The organism is Alteromonas sp. S015 (assembly GCF_036864485.1).
Classification (GTDB): domain Bacteria; phylum Pseudomonadota; class Gammaproteobacteria; order Enterobacterales; family Alteromonadaceae; genus Alteromonas.
Genome location: NZ_JAZETO010000004.1, coordinates 86,778 through 103,198 on the forward strand (window position 1 = coordinate 86,778; position 16,421 = coordinate 103,198).

Below are 16,421 nucleotides of genomic sequence, written 5' to 3' on the forward strand. Positions count from 1 at the left end.
TCTTCACCGCTTATCTAAGTTTGAGGGTAGCAAGCCCCACCAAAACCAAAATGATTGAAATGATCCAAAAACGCACGATGACCCGCGGTTCTGGCCAGCCCTTCAATTCATAGTGATGATGAATAGGCGCCATACGAAAAATACGCTGACCACGCAATTTGTAAGAACCTACCTGAAGAATGACCGACAGGGTTTCCATAACAAAAACCCCTCCCATGATGATTAACACGAGTTCTTGGCGCACCAATACAGCCAACACGCCTAACGTGCCACCTAACGCTAATGAACCAACGTCCCCCATAAATACTTGCGCCGGATATGTGTTAAACCATAAAAAGCCTAAGCCTGCACCGACCATGGCAGTACACACAATCACCAGTTCACTGGTGAGCGGAATATGGGGAATATTCAGGTATTCGGCAAAGTTCGCATTACCTGTCACATAGGCAAAAATGGCAAATGCGCCCGCCACCAAAATAGTAGGCACAATGGCAAGTCCATCCAATCCATCGGTAAGGTTTACCGCATTACTTGTGCCTACAATGGCAAAGTAAGTAATGATAATGAAGAATGCCCCTAACTGCGGAAACACTTCTTTGAAGAAGGGCACCAATAGCGAGGTTTCAGCGCTTATTGTTGCGCTGCTGTATAGATAAAATGCGACCCCTAACGCGACCACTGATTGCCAGAAATATTTCCAACGGGCGATGAGCCCCTTTGAGTCTTTGCGGATCACTTTTCTATAGTCGTCAACAAACCCAATAACACCGTAGGCCACCACCACTGTAAGGGTTACCAACACATAACGGTTAGTCAGGTCCGCCCACAGTAAGCCACTTACCACAATTGCCGCAAGGATCAGCAACCCGCCCATAGTTGGTGTGCCTGATTTTGATAAATGGCTTTGCGGCCCATCGTCTCGTACGGTTTGACCAATTTGCATACGCTGCAAATAACGAATCATCTTAGGGCCAATAAGAATGGCAATAAGTAGTGCGGTCAGCGTGCTTAAAATGGCACGAAGTGTTAGGTATGAAAATACGTTAAACCCTGAATCGAATTGTGTCAGCCAGTCGGCTAGCCAAATTAACATGCTATTCGCTCCCGACGGCTATCGTGCTTTCCCAGCGCAGAGGCCTCGACCGCCTCTACCACACGTTCCATTCTGGAACTGCGTGAACCTTTTACTAAAATTGAAATATCGCGCTGCTGCACTAACAAATCACCCTCCATCGCGGCCAACAAGCTTTCAACATCGTTGAAATGGCCACCATCTTCATTAAATACAGCACTGGCTGATTGACTCAAAACACCCATGGTATACAGGTAATTAATTCCTTTTTCTTTAGCGTATTCCCCAACCTGCTCGTGGTAATAACGCGCCTTTTCACCTAATTCTTTCATGTCACCTAAAACAAGAACGCGGATGCCTGAAAAGCTACCTAACGTATCAATTGCCGCATTTACAGACGCTACGTTGGCGTTATAAGTATCATCTAACAGTCGAACCTGTTCGGTGAGCTGTTTTACATTCAAGCGGCCGCTGACCTGCTTCATGGCGAGTAAGCCGTCGCGCACGTTTTCTAATGTTGCGCCTACTTGCAGCGTTAATGCGGCAGCAACGAGGGCATTGCCCACGTTATGAACGCCAGGAATAGTGAGCTGAATAGACATATCACCTTGTGGGCAAACCAAATGGAATGCAGCGCATCCATCTAATCCAATAGTGATATCTTCTGCTTTAAAGTCGGCATCGTTTTTCTGCTGAGGTGAAAATGTTAGCGTTTTAGTCTGTTTGAGCTTGCCTAGCCAAAATTCAGAAAATTGGCTATCGACATTCACTACCGCCACACCATCAGTTCCCAAGCCTTTAAAAATTTCGCTTTTAGCGCGGGCCACACCAAGCAAACTCCCAAATCCCTCTAAATGAGAGGCCGCTGCATTTACGACTGTCGCCACGTTCGGCTTAACAAGGTTCGTAGTATAGGCGATTTCTCCAATATGATTTGCACCCAACTCCATAACCGCAAATTCATGCTGTTCTTCCAAGCGTAAAAGGGTTAGCGGCACACCGATATCATTATTGAAGTTACCGTTTGTGGCTAATACATTACCTCTTCGCGCCAAAATAGCTGCACACATTTCTTTTACGGTGGTTTTGCCACTGCTTCCGGTAATCGCAATCGTTTTAGGCGCCACATGAGATTTTACAGCCGCACCCAACAGACCAAGCGCTTCTTTGGTATCTTCAACCATGATGACGGGTAACGAGGTCGCTACGTCCTCACTGGCAATAACCGCACTTGCGCCCGCTTTCTCTGCCGTTGAAATAAAATCATGGCCATTAAAATTCGGACCTTTCAAGGCTAAGTAAACTGCGCCATCTTCAAGGGTACGCGTATCGGTACTTAACGCTGACACTTCAATGTCTTCAGCATCGTTCAATAATTTTCCATCAATCTTTTCGGCTATCCATGACAGCGTTGTTGTTATCATTTGCTGTACTCCTGTTGCAGTCGCGCCACAACTGCACGTTCGTTATAGTTAGTCTTTTTGTCACCGATAATTTGGTAATCTTCATGGCCTTTTCCGGCCACAATGATGATGTCGCTTTCATGCGCATGTTCAAGGCAATGACGAATAGCTTGCTCGCGGTCAGGAATAGACACTGCCAGCTCACGGTTCTTCAAACCCGCAATGATATCTACGGCGATAGATTCAGGGCTTTCACTGCGACTGTTATCTGTGGTGATCACAATAGCGTCAGCACCAACCTCGGCAGCCTGCCCCATCAGCGGCCGCTTGCCTTTGTCTCTGTCTCCGCCACAACCAAACACACACCACACTTTGCCCGTTGTATGGAATTTGGCGCTTAACAGCACTTTCTCCAGAGCGTCTGGCGTATGCGCGTAGTCCACCACCAAGTTAGCCGCACCCGTTACAGGGAAGACTTCCATTCGCCCGGGTACAGGCGTGATTGCATTTACCGCGTTAACCACATCATCAAAACGCTCACCTTCAGCTAATAATGTACCTATAGCGCTTAATACATTGCTGATATTGAACTTTCCGAAAAGTGGCAGCGAAATAGCAGCGCTTCCCCACGAACTCACCAGCTCGAAGCTACAACCACCTGCATGATAAGAAGCATTTGTGGCGAAACAATGGCGACTTTGAGGATTGTTATGCTCTAGCAAGAACTCACTTTCACCGCTTCCATCCAGACCACTTTCGTCTATACCTGTCCAGACGCATGTAATCGTCTTATCTGCTGCACCATCCCACTTCTTACTTTCATCATCATTAGCGTTTAATACCATAGCCTTTAGACCTGGCTGCTTAAGCAGCAAGCGCTTGGCTTTACCGTACTCTTCCATGGTGCCGTGATAATCGAGATGATCTCGCGTAAGGTTGGTGAAAACAGCGATATCGGTTTTTACTGTACCAAGCCGACCTTGAACCAATGCGTGAGAACTTGCTTCGAAGGCCGTATGGCGCACTTCACTTTGCACAAAGTCTGCCAACAAATACTGCATACGTATGGCATCGGGCGTAGTGTTTGCTGCCGGCGTGTTCGACCATTGGGTTTCATCGCCCTCAAACACACTGCTACCTAGGGTTCCAATGCTTGCACTACGTGTACCTAACGCGCTCTTTATCTGCGTAAGCAATTGAACTGTAGAGGTTTTCCCATTTGTTCCTGTCACTGCTACCGTCGTCATTTTCTGAGCAGGATAATCATAAAATGCAGCAGCTAAGGGAGAGAGCATTTGTGGCAATTCATACAGGGAGATAATGACGCTGTGGTCACGCATTTCCATTTGCCCGTGGGCGCTACTGTCTTCAGTTTGCGCCAGAATTACACGGGCCCCTAAACTTATTGCTTGGGGTATAAAATCTCGACCATCGCGTTCGTGGCCCTTAATCGCCAAAAAAGCCAAGCGTGTGTTCACTTCTCGGCTGTCTAGCGTTAAACCTTCAATGCGGATATCTGGCGCGTCTACACCAAATTTTGCCAGCAAGGCTTTTATACTTTGAATAAAGGCACTAACTACCACTTTGACCTCCGTTCAATAAGTGGCTAGACGTAACCTGCTTATCATCGGGCGTAACGTTTAGCATGTGCAATGCGCCACCCATAATTGTTGAAAAGACAGGTGCTGCTGTATCCCCAGCGTGATACAAATCACCGCCGGGTTCGTTGATCAATACAATTGTCACTAATCTTGGGTCAGATACAGGTGCGATACCCGCGAAAATGTTGACGTACTCTTCACCGTACCCGCCAGCCACCGCTTTTCGGCTTGTTCCTGTTTTCCCAGCAACGCGATACCCCGGTACCGAGGCTTTAATCGCCGTGCCACCACGCTGAGTTACACTTTCCATCATTTGAACAATAGCTTTCGCATTTTCTTCGCTAATCACCCGCTCAGACTGAGCTTGCCAAGAAGGTTGTTCCGGTGACTTGATGATATTAAGCGGTGTTTTTATACCGCCGTTTGCCAACGTTGCGTAAAGACGCCCCAACTGTGCCGTGGTCACAGAGATCCCGTACCCAAAAGACAGCGTGGCTAATTCAAATTCAGACCAGCGACTGCGCTCATGAAAGATCCCGCTGCTCTCACCTGCCATATTCAAGCCAGTATCGCTCATTAAGCCCATGTTGTAATAGGTATCAAGCAGGAACTGTTTAGGTACCGATAGCGCCAGCTTTGATGTACCCATATTCGACGAATGCTGAATAATTTCTTCAAGCGTGAGTTCGCCATAATTACGCGAATCTTTAACTAGGCTACCGCCTAAACGCATCCATCCTGGGTGGGTGTTTACCGAATCTGCAGGCTCTACTTCACCAAACTCTAAAGCAGTAAGTACCGCCAGCGGTTTTAGCGCCGAGCCTGGTTCGAACGCATCGGTAATCACTCGGTTACGCATTCTGTGTGCAGAAATATCGCTTCTGTCATTCGGATTGAACGACGGTGCATTCACCATGGCTAACACATCACCGCTTTTTACATCGATGACAATTGCGGAAGCCGAGCTTGATTGGTAATAAATCATGGCTTCTTTAATTTCTTTATAAGCAAGTGCCTGAATACGCTGATCAATAGTCAGCTGCAGGTCGCCGGCTTTTTCGCCTGATTTTGTTTCCAAGATTTCAACCTGACGGCCTTTTGCATCGCGGCGTATTTTACGAGAACCCGGCGTGCCCGTTAGCCACTCGTTATACATGCGCTCTAGACCTTCAACCCCTGTATCATCAACATCAGTTACGCCGATTAACTGCGCGGAAACTTCGCCTGTAGGATAGTAGCGGCGACTTTCACGACGAAGATAAATACCTGGAATGTCCAGTTTATCAACGTACTCTGCCATGGCAGGCGACACCTGACGCTGCAAGTAAACAAAGCGGCGTTTGGGATTTGCTACTTTTTCTTTGAGCTCATTGACGTCTTGGCGCAGTACATCTGCCAGCGCTTCCCAGCGGCGTTCTTCCTCGAAGCCATTATTTTCATGGATAACTTTAGGGTCTGCGTAAATAGCGCGAACAGGCACACTCACCGCCAGTTCAACACCATTTCTATCAGTAATAAGCCCGCGATAGGTTGGCATGTCGCGGGTTCTTAGTGTGCGGTTGTCGCCCTGTTGAATAAGCTCGTCTGGCTCAATAACTTGAATGTAGGCTGCACGGGCGGCTAGCACGCTGAACACCAGCATGATCACTACCAGCACAACGACAAAACGCCAGTGCACTAAGCTTGGCGTTACATTTTGTTGTGCACCGGTCTTTTTACGTTGGCGAGAAGGCGCTGATGTACTCATTTTAACCTCACCACGACTTCATCATCTGCGGTTGGACGGTACATTTCTAATTGTTTTTCAACCAGGTTTTCTATGCGGTTGTGTTCGGTTAACGCACGTTGCTCAAGTACGAGATTACGCCACTCGACATCTAGCTCATCTTTCTCTTGCATAAGGTCTTCAAGGGCAATGACTTGCTGTCTGTTGTGATGGCTGCTAAGCGTTACCGCCATAGCACTTACGATAACCATTAAATACAACAAAACCCGCAACTTGTTGCGGGTCAAATCTGAAACAATTATTAGCAGTAATTTAAAATTAGTGCTGGCCTTGTCTGGCGCTGCTTTGGTCATAACTTTTCTGCCACACGTAATACCGAACTGCGAGAGCGAACGTTGTTCGCGATCTCCTGCTCTGAAGGTTTTATCGCTTTACCCAAAGCCTTTAGCACTTTATCTGCATCTATTTCAGCCTGAGTAATCGGTAAGTTGTGTGGTACTGATTTCCCTTTACTTTGATCCTTAATGAAGCGTTTTACTAAACGGTCTTCAAGCGAGTGAAACGAAATAACCGCAAGACGACCTTCTTTCGCCAACACCTGTGTCGCTGCTTTAAGCCCGACGCGAAGTTGCTCCAGCTCCGCATTGATGTAGATGCGAATGCCTTGGAATGCACGGGTAGCCGGATGTTTAAACTTATCCTTTACAGGAACCGCTTCGTCGATAATCTTGGCTAGCTGAGCGGTGCGCGTGATAGGCGTTTCTTTGCGTGTATTTACAATGGCATGGGCTATACGTTTACCGAACTTTTCTTCGCCAAACTCTTTAATAACCTGTGTAATATCTTGTTCTTCGGCGTTAGCCAACCAGTCTGCAGCACTTTGTCCACGCGAGGTATCCATGCGCATATCAAGCGGACCGTCACGTAAAAAGCTAAAACCACGCTCGGCATCGTCTAGCTGAGGTGAGGACACACCCAAATCCATAAGCACACCGTCAATCTTACCGGTTAGCCCTAGCGCTTTGATTTCTTCTGCCATATCACCAAACGGTGAATGGATTATGCTAAAACGCTTATCATCGGCGAAGCGTTCTGCCGCTTTGATTGCTTGCGGGTCGCGGTCAAAGGCGATGAGTCGCCCGTGTTCACCCAATGCATCTAAAATATGCGCTGAGTGCCCGCCACGACCGAAAGTAGCGTCAATGTAGATACCGTTCGGTTTAATCGCCAGCGCTTCAATACATTCATCAAGCAATACTGAAATATGTTTAAATTCGCTAGGCTGCGTCATAGAGAAAAGTCCTGTAATCGTTCGGTAAGTTCAAATTCGCCTTTGCGTTCGGTGTCTATATCAGCTTCAACTTGTTGTGCCCAAATCTCGGCATCCCAAATTTCGAATTTGTTTAGCTGACCAACTAACATGACTTCTTTTGAGAGTTTTGCGAAACTTCGCAGTGGAGTAGGAACAAGAATACGACCGCTTTTATCCATCTCACCTTCTGAAGCATAACCTAGTAGCAATCGCTGCAAGCGACGCTCGGCTGGAATCATGCTTGAAAGTTTAGAGAGTTTAAGCTCAATCTCTTCCCATTCGGGAAGTGGGTAAAGTAGCAAACAACTTTGTTGTGTATCGACTGTGCAGACCAGTTGTCCCTGACAATCATCCAGCAGCGACTGACGATACTTCGTCGGTATAGCCAGTCTGCCTTTTGTATCCAGATTGATTGCGTTAGCGCCGCGGAACATTCCCCTAGCCTTTTATTATTTGCTCTTGGTTTTCTTGTTTTTTGAGTACTAATCTGCAAAGTGATGATGATTTGATCCACAATTCGCCACATTTACCCACTGAGATACAGTTTAGGTATCAATGATCCCCACTGTCAAGTAGAAAAAAGACGTGAAGGCCGCATAAACACTGGGTTCAAACTGGTTAGATATACAGTGCTTGTAGGAAGTGTATGATTAGGCGTGCAAAAAAGAATAAAAAATACTCAGCTGAGGAGAAATAAAGGTGAAACTAATCGATGAATTGCTGTTTTTAGCTAAGTAAGACCTCTTTGGAGCAAATAGGCTTATTTTATCTGACGAGCAGATCAACTTCAGAAGTACACACTAAAAACGTGCATTGGCATTCACGTAAGGTTTAAAGAAAAAAGAGCTAACACCATTGGACGTTAACTCTTTGCGATTCAAGAACGGCTGTTTACCGCGTTAATATATGAGCGGATGTATTTTTAGAAACGATACGAAGCTGTTAGTGAAGCCACATCGCTTTCGATATCACTATCTGTTTCATAGCTGGCTGATACTGCAAACTGCTCATTTACCCAGTAATCTATAGACACCCCTGCGGTCTTTACGTTATCGAAACCGTCTGGCGCATTGGTATAGCTATAACTTCCCTGAATGCTTAAACCTGGGCTAAAGAAGTAACGCGCACTTCCAGATAATACATCAACATCATCGGCAATGTATTGGGCGATGAAATCCCAACCAGTTCCACCATTGTCGACCGTGGTATAGCGTGTAAAAACAAGTGGTGACGTTTCATTCTCGCTTTCTCTATAGCTTTCTTCACCGGCGTTAAAATCGTAAGTAGCACGCTGATACATAAGACCCGCACCAATTTGCCATTGGCGCGATAAGTTAAAACCTACCTTAAGGTCTATGTTGGTGTAATCCTCGTCGCCAAACTCTTCGTCAAATTTACCATGGGTAGCATCTATGCCAAGCATCCACGTATCGTCGAAGTAAAAAGTGCTGCCTAGATTGAATATGTCTATGCCATCTAAATTGGCATAAGCGCCTGACAGACTCGATACACGCTGTAGATAAGGATTAATAAGGTAGGCACCGCTGTTTCCGCTTACTTCATCTAAGTAGCGCACATACTTTGCACCGTAAAGATTGTCATCTATCCCTTCAAAATCGACAGCCATTACCTGTACTTCGTTCTGTAAAGCTGCATGCGTCGATGAGACTGAAAATACTGATGCTGTGATGAGTGATAGTGCCGTTAGCATTGTTGAAAGTTTATTTGATTTGATGTTCATGTCTTTTGTCCTTAAAAATGTGTTGGGAACGACGTGTAAGATAAGACATTCAAACTTAACGGTTTATGAATGAAATATGACGAAATCTGAACATAAATTTTAGACATAAAAAAACCCGCAACATTGCGGGTTTTAACTTTCAAAATCAAGCGATTAGGCGTTAGATGTCGCTTCAGCTGCCGCGTCTTCTGCCTTTACAACAGAAAGCTGCATGCTGCGAATTGGGTTGTCAGTACCGTTTGAAAGCTCAACAAGACGGTTAAGCTGACCAACAGACATCATTACTGCGTAGATGGCGCCTAGGAAGCCTTGCTTATGTAGCTCAAGAACCTGATCTTCAGGTAGCTCAAGAAGCTTCTTCTCATTAATACTCATCATGCCTGTAACGTTGCGCTGCTTACCATCTTGGTAAGTAAGGCGAATTTGAATTGGGTCAAGAAGATCTAGTTCAACGACTTTCGCAACAAAACGCTGAGTTAGCATTTCGCTGTTCGCTAGGTCTGCTAGGAATTTCTGACGGTTATCTAGAAACTCGCTTGCTTCACCCGCTTCAGTGAATAGCGCTTGGCCTTCGTCAGAAATAAGGTCAGAGTTTTCATCAATGTAAACGCCAAGCTTGTCGCCGTCTGGTCGCACATCGAATGGGTAGCGAAGGATGTTCATTGGAACGTGAGGGCCTTTCCAGCTGTCGCCAGTTAGGAATAGGTTTTGACCTAGTTCCATGCCTAGCATGGTTACAACGTGGTGGCGCTTAGATGTTGGGTCTTCGATAAAGACGAGCGGCATCGTTGCAGATAGTTGTGCAAATTCACGGATTGTTGCTGCCGCAAGATGTGTATTTTTCGCAAAGCTGAAAGATGTGTTAACCGCAACCTTTAGGTTTTTATGTTTTTCTTTATCTAGCGGTACAAATTTAGTAGCCATATTTATTTCTCATACTCGTTAACTGTGGCACCGGCTTGATTGTGTGAGAAGAGCGGATGCCACTAAAAATTTCGTCGGCCGCACTGATGCATATTTAGTCATCGAATAATTGGCGGAGCGCTTGGGAGTATCCCGTATTCGCGCAAAGAAGTCACGCAGTCCTCACCATAACAAGTTTTAAATTTTTATTGCAATGTAAACTTGAAGTAAACAAGCACGAACGCTCTAAAAATGAGCAATTCCGACCAATTTAAAGATCAACACTATCAATCAGAAGGAAATGTTTGGCATATGAAAGCCTATTGTAGCGGTATACATAATCCTTTAGTCTCTACTTGCTATTTATTTAGGACTGTTGACCTAAACGATGATAAACAAAATAAGGATTTTCTATGAAGGGGCGCTTCCCACTCTCATCTTGCGCATTACTCATCTCTGCGCTTTTTGCTTCACACTCTGTACTTGCTGACTCCACCACGTATTCGGCATCCGAGAAAGCTATCAAGATCGCACTAGAAACCATCATTGTAGATGGGCACATTGACGTACCTTATCGCGTAAAGGAAAAGTGGGTTGATGTCACTAAAGCCACTAAAGAAGGTGACTTCGATTACCCTCGCGCAGTAGCCGGTGGTTTGAACGCCCCTTTTATGAGTATTTATGTGCCCGCTAGTTTAGATAACTCGCCAGAATCTACCCAGCTTGCCCATGAGCTTATCGATTCAGTAGAAGCCATTGTTGCCCGCGCACCGGATAAATTTGCCATTGCTAAAAGCCCTTCTGACGTAAGGGCCCAGTTTGAAAAAGGGTTAATTTCACTGCCAATGGGTATGGAAAATGGTTCTCCTATTCAAGGTGATTTGGCGAATCTAACGGCTTTTTACGAGCGCGGGATCCGCTACATTACCCTTGCTCATAGTCAAGCCAACCACATTTCTGACTCTTCGTATGACCTGCGCAGAAAATGGAAAGGCCTTAGCCCGTTTGGCAAAACCTTAGTGGGCGAAATGAACAACATCGGCATCATGCTGGATATTTCCCATGTGTCTGACGACGCCTTTTATCAGGTTATTGAGTTAACAAAGGTGCCAGTCATAGCATCACATTCTTCACTGCGCCGCTTCACCCCCGGTTTTGAGCGCAACATGGACGACGAGATGATCAAAAAACTCGGCGAAAATGGCGGTGTTATTATGATTAACTTTGGTTCTAGTTTTGTGTCTAAGGAAGCTGGCAAGTGGCGTAGTGGCCTTACTACAGCGCGCAAAGCGTTGGTGGAAAAAGAGGGTGAAGACAGCCCTAAGCTAGAGAACTTTGAAGAGAATTATCGCAAAGAAGTGCCTTACCCTTATTCAACCCTTGATGAAGTGCTTGACCATATCGATCACGTGGTAAAACTGATTGGCGTTGATCATGTAGGTATTGGTTCAGACTATGACGGTGTAGGTGACTCACTACCCATTGGGCTTAAAGACGTGGCGAGTTTTCCAAACCTAGTACAAGGATTGCTGGATAGAGGTTATAGCCGTGCCGACATTGAAAAGATATTGAGCGGGAACCTTTTGCGCGTTTGGCAACAAGTAGAAGAGTATGCGGAGGATCATGCAGCAGCGTACTAGTCGCGCAACGCTTTAAAAATGAAGCGTAGGGAAGCGTGTTATCGCTTCCCCATGCTTTATCTACTCTATTGCACATTCAATTTTATTATTTTTTGCGTGACACAATTAAGTAAAACGCGCTTGGCAATACCAGTAGCGTTAATACTAGTGCACTCGCCATACCGCCTACCATAGGCGCCGCAATTCGTTGCATCACCTCACTTCCAGTTCCAGTGGCATAAAGCACAGGCAATAAGCCCACAATAATAGAAAGCGATGTCATCATAACAGGACGAAGCCTTGCCGAGGCGGCATGGACAATAGCCGTTTTAACAAGTGCATCCTTTTTAGTGTTGCCATTTTTTGTTGCGTGCTTCGCAAGTGCTTCCGATACATGTTGCTTTAAATAGACCAACATGATAACCCCTATTTCTACCGCTACACCTGCAAGGGCAATAAACCCAACACCTACTGCCACCGACAGATTGAATTTGAGAAGGTAAAGCAACCATACACTGCCTACCAACGCCAAAGGTAAGGTAGCAAGTATGAGTGCCACATCGCGAAGGCGTTTAAATGCCAGATAAAGTAAAAGGCAGATAATGGCTAACGTTAGCGGTATAACCACCGACAGCTTCGCTTTCGCGCGCTCAAGGTAAGCAAACTGCCCTGCCCACAAGATGGAGTATCCAGTGGGTAAATCAAGGTGCTCTGACAAATGACGTTTCGCGCTATCTACATAGCCCCCTAAGTCAATACCTGTGGCTGAGTCTGACGAGATATCGATGTATACCCACCCATTTAATCGGGCATTTTCGCTTTTAATCCCAGCCGGCCCGTCGTCAATACGCACAGTTGCGACATCTCCAAGCGTAATGTGAACACCGCTTGGCGTGACGAAAGGCATGGATGCTAAAGTTTCAGGCGTATCGCGGTAGTGCTGTAAAAAACGCATGGCAATAGGAAAACGCTCACGCCCTTCCACTGACTGCGTAATCACTTTGCCGCCAACCGCCGAAGCTAGAATACTGTGAACATCGTCTATCGTCATGCCGTAACGCGCCGCCAACAGTCTGTCGATATCGATATAAACGTAACGGCCACCCACCACCCGCTCAGCGTATACTGATGCTGTATTGGGCAGGTCTTTAAGCAGTATTTCAATATCCTTCCCAATGGCTTCAATGCCTGCCAGCTCAGGCCCCGCAATCTTGATCCCAACAGGTGTTTTTATCCCGGTTGCCAACATGTCGATGCGGGTTTTAATTGGCATTACCCACGCATTGCTCAGCCCTGGAAATTGCACTAGAGCATTTAGCTCTTCTTTGAGTTTTTCAGTGGTCATGCCCTCTCTCCACTGCGCTTTCGGTTTAAGTTGAATGAAGGTTTCAATCATCGTCAATGGTGCAGGGTCTGTGGCTGTATCTGCGCGTCCAATTTTCCCAAATACCGTTTCAACCTCGGGCAAGGTTGCAATAAGCTTGTCCGTCTGCTGTAAAAGCTCTCTGGCTTTACCCACTGAAATACCCGGGTAGGTTGTAGGCATATACATCAAATCGCCTTCGTCCAGTTCGGGCATGAATTCACTACCTAGTTGGCTTAACGGCCAGTACATGGAAAGCAATAAGCAAAATGCCCCCGCCAAGGTGAGCAGTGGGTAGTTAAGCAATCGCATCAGCAATGGCTGATACACACGTTCTAAAGCTCGATTTACCGGGTTCTGGGCTTCAGAACGTATTTTTCCGCGTACAAAATAACCTGCCAGCACAGGAACTAAAGTAATTGCCAGTGCCGCAGCTGCTGCCATGGCATAGGTCTTGGTAAAGGCAAGAGGCGCAAAAAGACGCCCTTCTTGTGCTTCTAAAGCAAAAACAGGAATAAAGGATACGGTTATAATTAGGAGCGCAAAGAATAATGCTGGGCCAACTTCCGTAGTTGACTTAATCACCAGTTCCCAACGTTTGGCTGTCGAAAGCGTTGCAGAGGTTGGTCTAGATGTTCGGGACTGGGCACTCCCAGACCCCCTTTGACTTGCTGAAGCTCCCTGACTCGATGAAACAGCATGCTGATGAATGTGTTTGTGTAAATTTTCAACCACAACAATGGCGCCATCCACCATTGCACCAATAGCGATGGCAATGCCACCTAAAGACATGATGTTAGCATTAAGTCCCTGCAGCTTCATTACGATAAACGCGGCAAGCATGCCAATAGGCAAACTGATTAGCGCAACCATAGATGAACGTAAGTGAAACAAGAAGATAGCGCACACCAACCCGACAACCAGCAATTCCTCCACCAGCTTATTGGTGAGGGTATCGACGGACTTATCAATAAGGGTGGAGCGATCGTAAACGGGGACGATATTCACCCCTTCAGGCAAGCTCGCTTTTAATGCGTCCAGCTTCGCTTTAACCGCATCGATAGTAGCCTTTGCGTTTTCTCCATAGCGCATCACTATAATGCCACCCACGGTTTCGCCATTCCCGTTTAGTTCAGCAATACCGCGGCGCATCAACGGGCTTTCTAGCACTTGTGCTACATCGTTTATCGTTATGCTAACGCCGTCTTTGATAACGCCTGTAGGCAACGCCTGTATGTCGTCAATGCCCTGAATATAGCTTTGCGCACTAACCATGTACTCTGCCTCGGCCATTTCAATAACCGAAGCGCCTGACGCGCGGTTACCCCGTTTAAGGGCAATTTCTATCACGGATGGCTGAATGTTGTAGGCACGTAATTTTTCAGGGTCGACAATAACTTGGTATTGTTTAACCATCCCTCCAACAGACGCCACTTCAGATACGCCTTCAACTGACTGAAGCTCAAACTTTAAGAACCAGTCTTGCAACGCCCTTAGCTCACGAGCATCTAGCGCATTTGGCTGACTAGCATCGTTTTCCAACGCATAAATGTAAACCCAACCTACCCCTGTCGCATCTGGACCTAGCTGAGGTGTCACGCCTTCTGGAAGTTGCGAAGACGCTTGGCTTAGGTATTCCAGAACGCGACTTCGAGCCCAGTATATGTCTGTATCATCATCAAAGATAATATATACGTAGGCATCGCCGAAGAATGAATACCCTCGCACCGTCTGAGCGCCAGGCACTGACATTAGCGCAGAGGTGAGAGGAAACGTCACCTGATCCTCCACCACTTGCGGCGACTGACCGGGATAGTTTACTTTCACTATAACTTGGACATCAGATAAGTCAGGGATAGCATCAACGGGGGTGTTTTTCACCGCCCAGACACCTGCAATACTGAGCATAATAGCGCTCAGCAATACCAGTATTCTATTGTTGACCGACCAGCGGATAACCGATTCAATCATGGTGCATATGCTCCTTATGATTTATCGCTTTTTGTTCTGCCGACTTGTGAACCATCGACTCGTGAGCATCGCTTTGCTCTTCATCGCCCTTCAGGTCGCCTGCATTATGTTTATGATTACTGTGACCTGAGTCATGCACCATGCTCTTGTCCATTGCATGTTCACTACGCTTTCGCATATCTATAACCGTGAACGCTTCGCCAGTCACAAAAGTGAAGATAATATTGTCACCCTCATTAAACTGAGATAAATCAATATGCTTTGAAACCGCAAATGACATTGTCGCAGGTCCCCGCCCCCACTTTTCTATCGGCCCGCGAGCAATCACTATCTTTGCGTTATCCGAAGCGCCATTCGATTTGGTCTCAGTCGGCAAATCAATTGCCTCAATAGTACCTGTTGTCGTGGCCTGGTGATCGGGCGCTTTCATTCGCTTAAAGTCACTGCTTTTCGACGACTCTGAATCAATTAAAAATTGTGCTGATACCACCACATCATCCTCTGGCAGCAAACCTTCGACTACTTCAAAATGTGTACGATCGCTTTGCCCCAGTGTTACGCGTACCGACTTAAAGTTACCATCGCCATCACTGAGTACCACTTTTGCGCCCTCAGCCGTGCGAATAACGGCACTGCGAGGAACCAGTAACGCCGCCTTGCGTTGAGTAGGCGTAATTAAAACGTGAGCAAACATATTGGGCTTTAATGTGTGGTTGTTATTGTTTAGCGGTATGCGCACCTTCAAGGTTCGCGTTGTTTCTGACAAAGACGGATAAATATACTCTACGTGGCTTTCCCATTTAGCATCAGACTCATGGGCCATTTCCTCTAGGGTAACCATAGCGCTATTATGGGGCGCTACGATTTGCGCATATTTTTCAGGCACCTCAGCAATCACCCACACAGTATCTAGCTGAGCGATGCTCATCAAAGTTGTCCCAGGCTGGACGTAAAACCCCTCCCGAATGTTAAGCGCTTCAACCACACCGCTTTGCGGCGCGTTAAATGTGACGGTTTGTACTACCCGTCTACTTTTCTGCAATTCTTCGATAACGCCCTTTGAGAGCCCCAGAGTTTTTAGGCGCTCTGCTGCGCCCTCAATTAAACGTGCGTCTCCTCGCTTAACGGCTAAAACGTATTCTTCTTGTGCGCTAACTAACTCTGGCGAATACAGGGTATAAAGTGCCTGTTCTTTTTCTACTCGCTCACCTTGGGACTTAATGAAAAGCCTGTCGATCCAACCTGATACTCTAGGGTGGATGTGCACAATACTCTCTTCATCGTAGGCCACGTTGCCCACCGCAGTTACGGTCTGTTGAAGTGTTCCAACGGTAACGGGCGCGACTTTAACTCCCATATTGTGCTGTACATTTGGCGGAATCATTACCGTACCCGGCGTACGCTCATTGCTTTGCGTTGATGTTGCTCCATTAGTGACGTATACCGGCACCAAGTCCATTCCCATTGGTGACTTTCCCGGTTTGTCTCGGCGATAGCTGTCATCCATGGGCGCTACCCAATATAAAGGGGCTTTATTATCAGTTTCGTCGTTGTGGGCACTTTCACCATTTCCGTGTTTTGATGAATCAGACAACAATAGTGAGGCCAAGCCGAACGCTATCAGGCCGCCAAATAGCAGACCTACTAGCAAACCTTTTATTAGCAAGCTTTTTGTATCTGGAGCAGGGTGAGTTGAAGATGTCATATTAA

At 46.5% G+C, this 16,421-nt stretch carries 12 protein-coding genes; 1 reads left to right on the forward strand and 11 read right to left on the reverse strand.

Going from position 1 to position 16,421, the window contains the following annotated elements; translation table 11 throughout:
* Window positions 1–10: 10 nt before the first annotated feature.
* The 9 genes from mraY to V7R42_RS09145 all read right to left on the reverse strand — a co-directional run bounded on the left by mraY (window position 11) and on the right by V7R42_RS09145 (window position 9,779).
* A complete protein-coding gene (gene mraY, locus V7R42_RS09105) occupies window positions 11–1,093 on the reverse strand; it encodes a phospho-N-acetylmuramoyl-pentapeptide-transferase (protein ID WP_334019864.1) in 1,083 nt (360 codons plus the stop codon).
* Complete coding sequence (locus tag V7R42_RS09110; protein WP_334019865.1) at window positions 1,087–2,496, reverse strand: UDP-N-acetylmuramoyl-tripeptide--D-alanyl-D-alanine ligase; 1,410 nt, start codon at window positions 2,494–2,496, stop codon at window positions 1,087–1,089. Before V7R42_RS09110 ends, mraY begins: the two co-directional genes overlap by 7 nt.
* Entirely contained in the window at window positions 2,493–4,058 is a 1,566-nt protein-coding gene (locus tag V7R42_RS09115) for a UDP-N-acetylmuramoyl-L-alanyl-D-glutamate--2,6-diaminopimelate ligase (protein WP_334019866.1), read from the reverse strand. The genes V7R42_RS09110 and V7R42_RS09115 overlap by 4 nt, the downstream gene beginning before the upstream one ends.
* Complete coding sequence (locus tag V7R42_RS09120) at window positions 4,048–5,823, reverse strand: penicillin-binding transpeptidase domain-containing protein (RefSeq protein WP_334019867.1); 1,776 nt, start codon at window positions 5,821–5,823, stop codon at window positions 4,048–4,050. The genes V7R42_RS09115 and V7R42_RS09120 overlap by 11 nt, the downstream gene beginning before the upstream one ends.
* Window positions 5,820–6,155: a cell division protein FtsL gene (gene ftsL, locus V7R42_RS09125; RefSeq protein WP_014999277.1), complete on the reverse strand. Its 336-nt coding sequence runs from the start codon at window positions 6,153–6,155 to the stop codon at window positions 5,820–5,822. Before ftsL ends, V7R42_RS09120 begins: the two co-directional genes overlap by 4 nt.
* A complete protein-coding gene (gene rsmH, locus V7R42_RS09130; RefSeq protein WP_334019868.1) occupies window positions 6,152–7,093 on the reverse strand; it encodes a 16S rRNA (cytosine(1402)-N(4))-methyltransferase RsmH in 942 nt (313 codons plus the stop codon). Before rsmH ends, ftsL begins: the two co-directional genes overlap by 4 nt.
* The gene (gene mraZ / locus V7R42_RS09135; RefSeq protein WP_159493646.1) at window positions 7,090–7,548 is read right to left on the reverse strand and encodes a division/cell wall cluster transcriptional repressor MraZ; all 459 of its coding nucleotides are present in this window, start codon (window positions 7,546–7,548) and stop codon (window positions 7,090–7,092) included. The genes rsmH and mraZ overlap by 4 nt, the downstream gene beginning before the upstream one ends.
* Before the next feature lie 488 nt (window positions 7,549–8,036).
* Complete coding sequence (locus tag V7R42_RS09140; RefSeq protein WP_334019869.1) at window positions 8,037–8,855, reverse strand: hypothetical protein; 819 nt, start codon at window positions 8,853–8,855, stop codon at window positions 8,037–8,039.
* Window positions 8,856–9,008: 153 nt separating this feature from the next.
* The gene (locus V7R42_RS09145) at window positions 9,009–9,779 is read right to left on the reverse strand and encodes a SapC family protein (protein WP_334019870.1); all 771 of its coding nucleotides are present in this window, start codon (window positions 9,777–9,779) and stop codon (window positions 9,009–9,011) included.
* Window positions 9,780–10,171: 392 nt separating this feature from the next.
* Between V7R42_RS09145 and V7R42_RS09150 the strand changes: the two genes are divergently transcribed.
* Window positions 10,172–11,398 (forward strand): dipeptidase, encoded by a 1,227-nt coding sequence (locus V7R42_RS09150; protein ID WP_334019871.1) that lies wholly within the window; start codon window positions 10,172–10,174, stop codon window positions 11,396–11,398.
* 85 nt (window positions 11,399–11,483) lie between these two features.
* Here V7R42_RS09150 and V7R42_RS09155 read toward each other — a convergent pair whose 3' ends face one another.
* On the reverse strand, window positions 11,484–14,711 hold the full coding sequence (locus V7R42_RS09155) for an efflux RND transporter permease subunit (protein ID WP_334019872.1): 3,228 nt from the start codon (window positions 14,709–14,711) through the stop codon (window positions 11,484–11,486).
* A complete protein-coding gene (locus V7R42_RS09160) occupies window positions 14,704–16,416 on the reverse strand; it encodes an efflux RND transporter periplasmic adaptor subunit (RefSeq protein ID WP_334019873.1) in 1,713 nt (570 codons plus the stop codon). The genes V7R42_RS09155 and V7R42_RS09160 overlap by 8 nt, the downstream gene beginning before the upstream one ends.
* Between the last annotated feature and the right edge of the window lie 5 nt (window positions 16,417–16,421).

Excerpts from the sequence above, each read along its gene's own strand:
- V7R42_RS09160 (WP_334019873.1), bottom strand. The coding sequence starts at position 16,416 with ATGACATCTTCAACTCACCCTGCTCCAGATACAAAAAGCTTGCTAATA.
- V7R42_RS09140 (WP_334019869.1), bottom strand. The coding sequence starts at position 8,855 with ATGAACATCAAATCAAATAAACTTTCAACAATGCTAACGGCACTATCA.
- V7R42_RS09120 (WP_334019867.1), bottom strand. The coding sequence starts at position 5,823 with ATGAGTACATCAGCGCCTTCTCGCCAACGTAAAAAGACCGGTGCACAA.
- rsmH (WP_334019868.1), bottom strand. The coding sequence starts at position 7,093 with ATGACGCAGCCTAGCGAATTTAAACATATTTCAGTATTGCTTGATGAA.
- mraY (WP_334019864.1), bottom strand. The coding sequence starts at position 1,093 with ATGTTAATTTGGCTAGCCGACTGGCTGACACAATTCGATTCAGGGTTT.
- V7R42_RS09150 (WP_334019871.1), top strand. The coding sequence starts at position 10,172 with ATGAAGGGGCGCTTCCCACTCTCATCTTGCGCATTACTCATCTCTGCG.
- V7R42_RS09145 (WP_334019870.1), bottom strand. The coding sequence starts at position 9,779 with ATGGCTACTAAATTTGTACCGCTAGATAAAGAAAAACATAAAAACCTA.
- mraZ (WP_159493646.1), bottom strand. The coding sequence starts at position 7,548 with ATGTTCCGCGGCGCTAACGCAATCAATCTGGATACAAAAGGCAGACTG.
- ftsL (WP_014999277.1), bottom strand. The coding sequence starts at position 6,155 with ATGACCAAAGCAGCGCCAGACAAGGCCAGCACTAATTTTAAATTACTG.
- V7R42_RS09110 (WP_334019865.1), bottom strand. The coding sequence starts at position 2,496 with ATGATAACAACAACGCTGTCATGGATAGCCGAAAAGATTGATGGAAAA.
- V7R42_RS09155 (WP_334019872.1), bottom strand. The coding sequence starts at position 14,711 with ATGATTGAATCGGTTATCCGCTGGTCGGTCAACAATAGAATACTGGTA.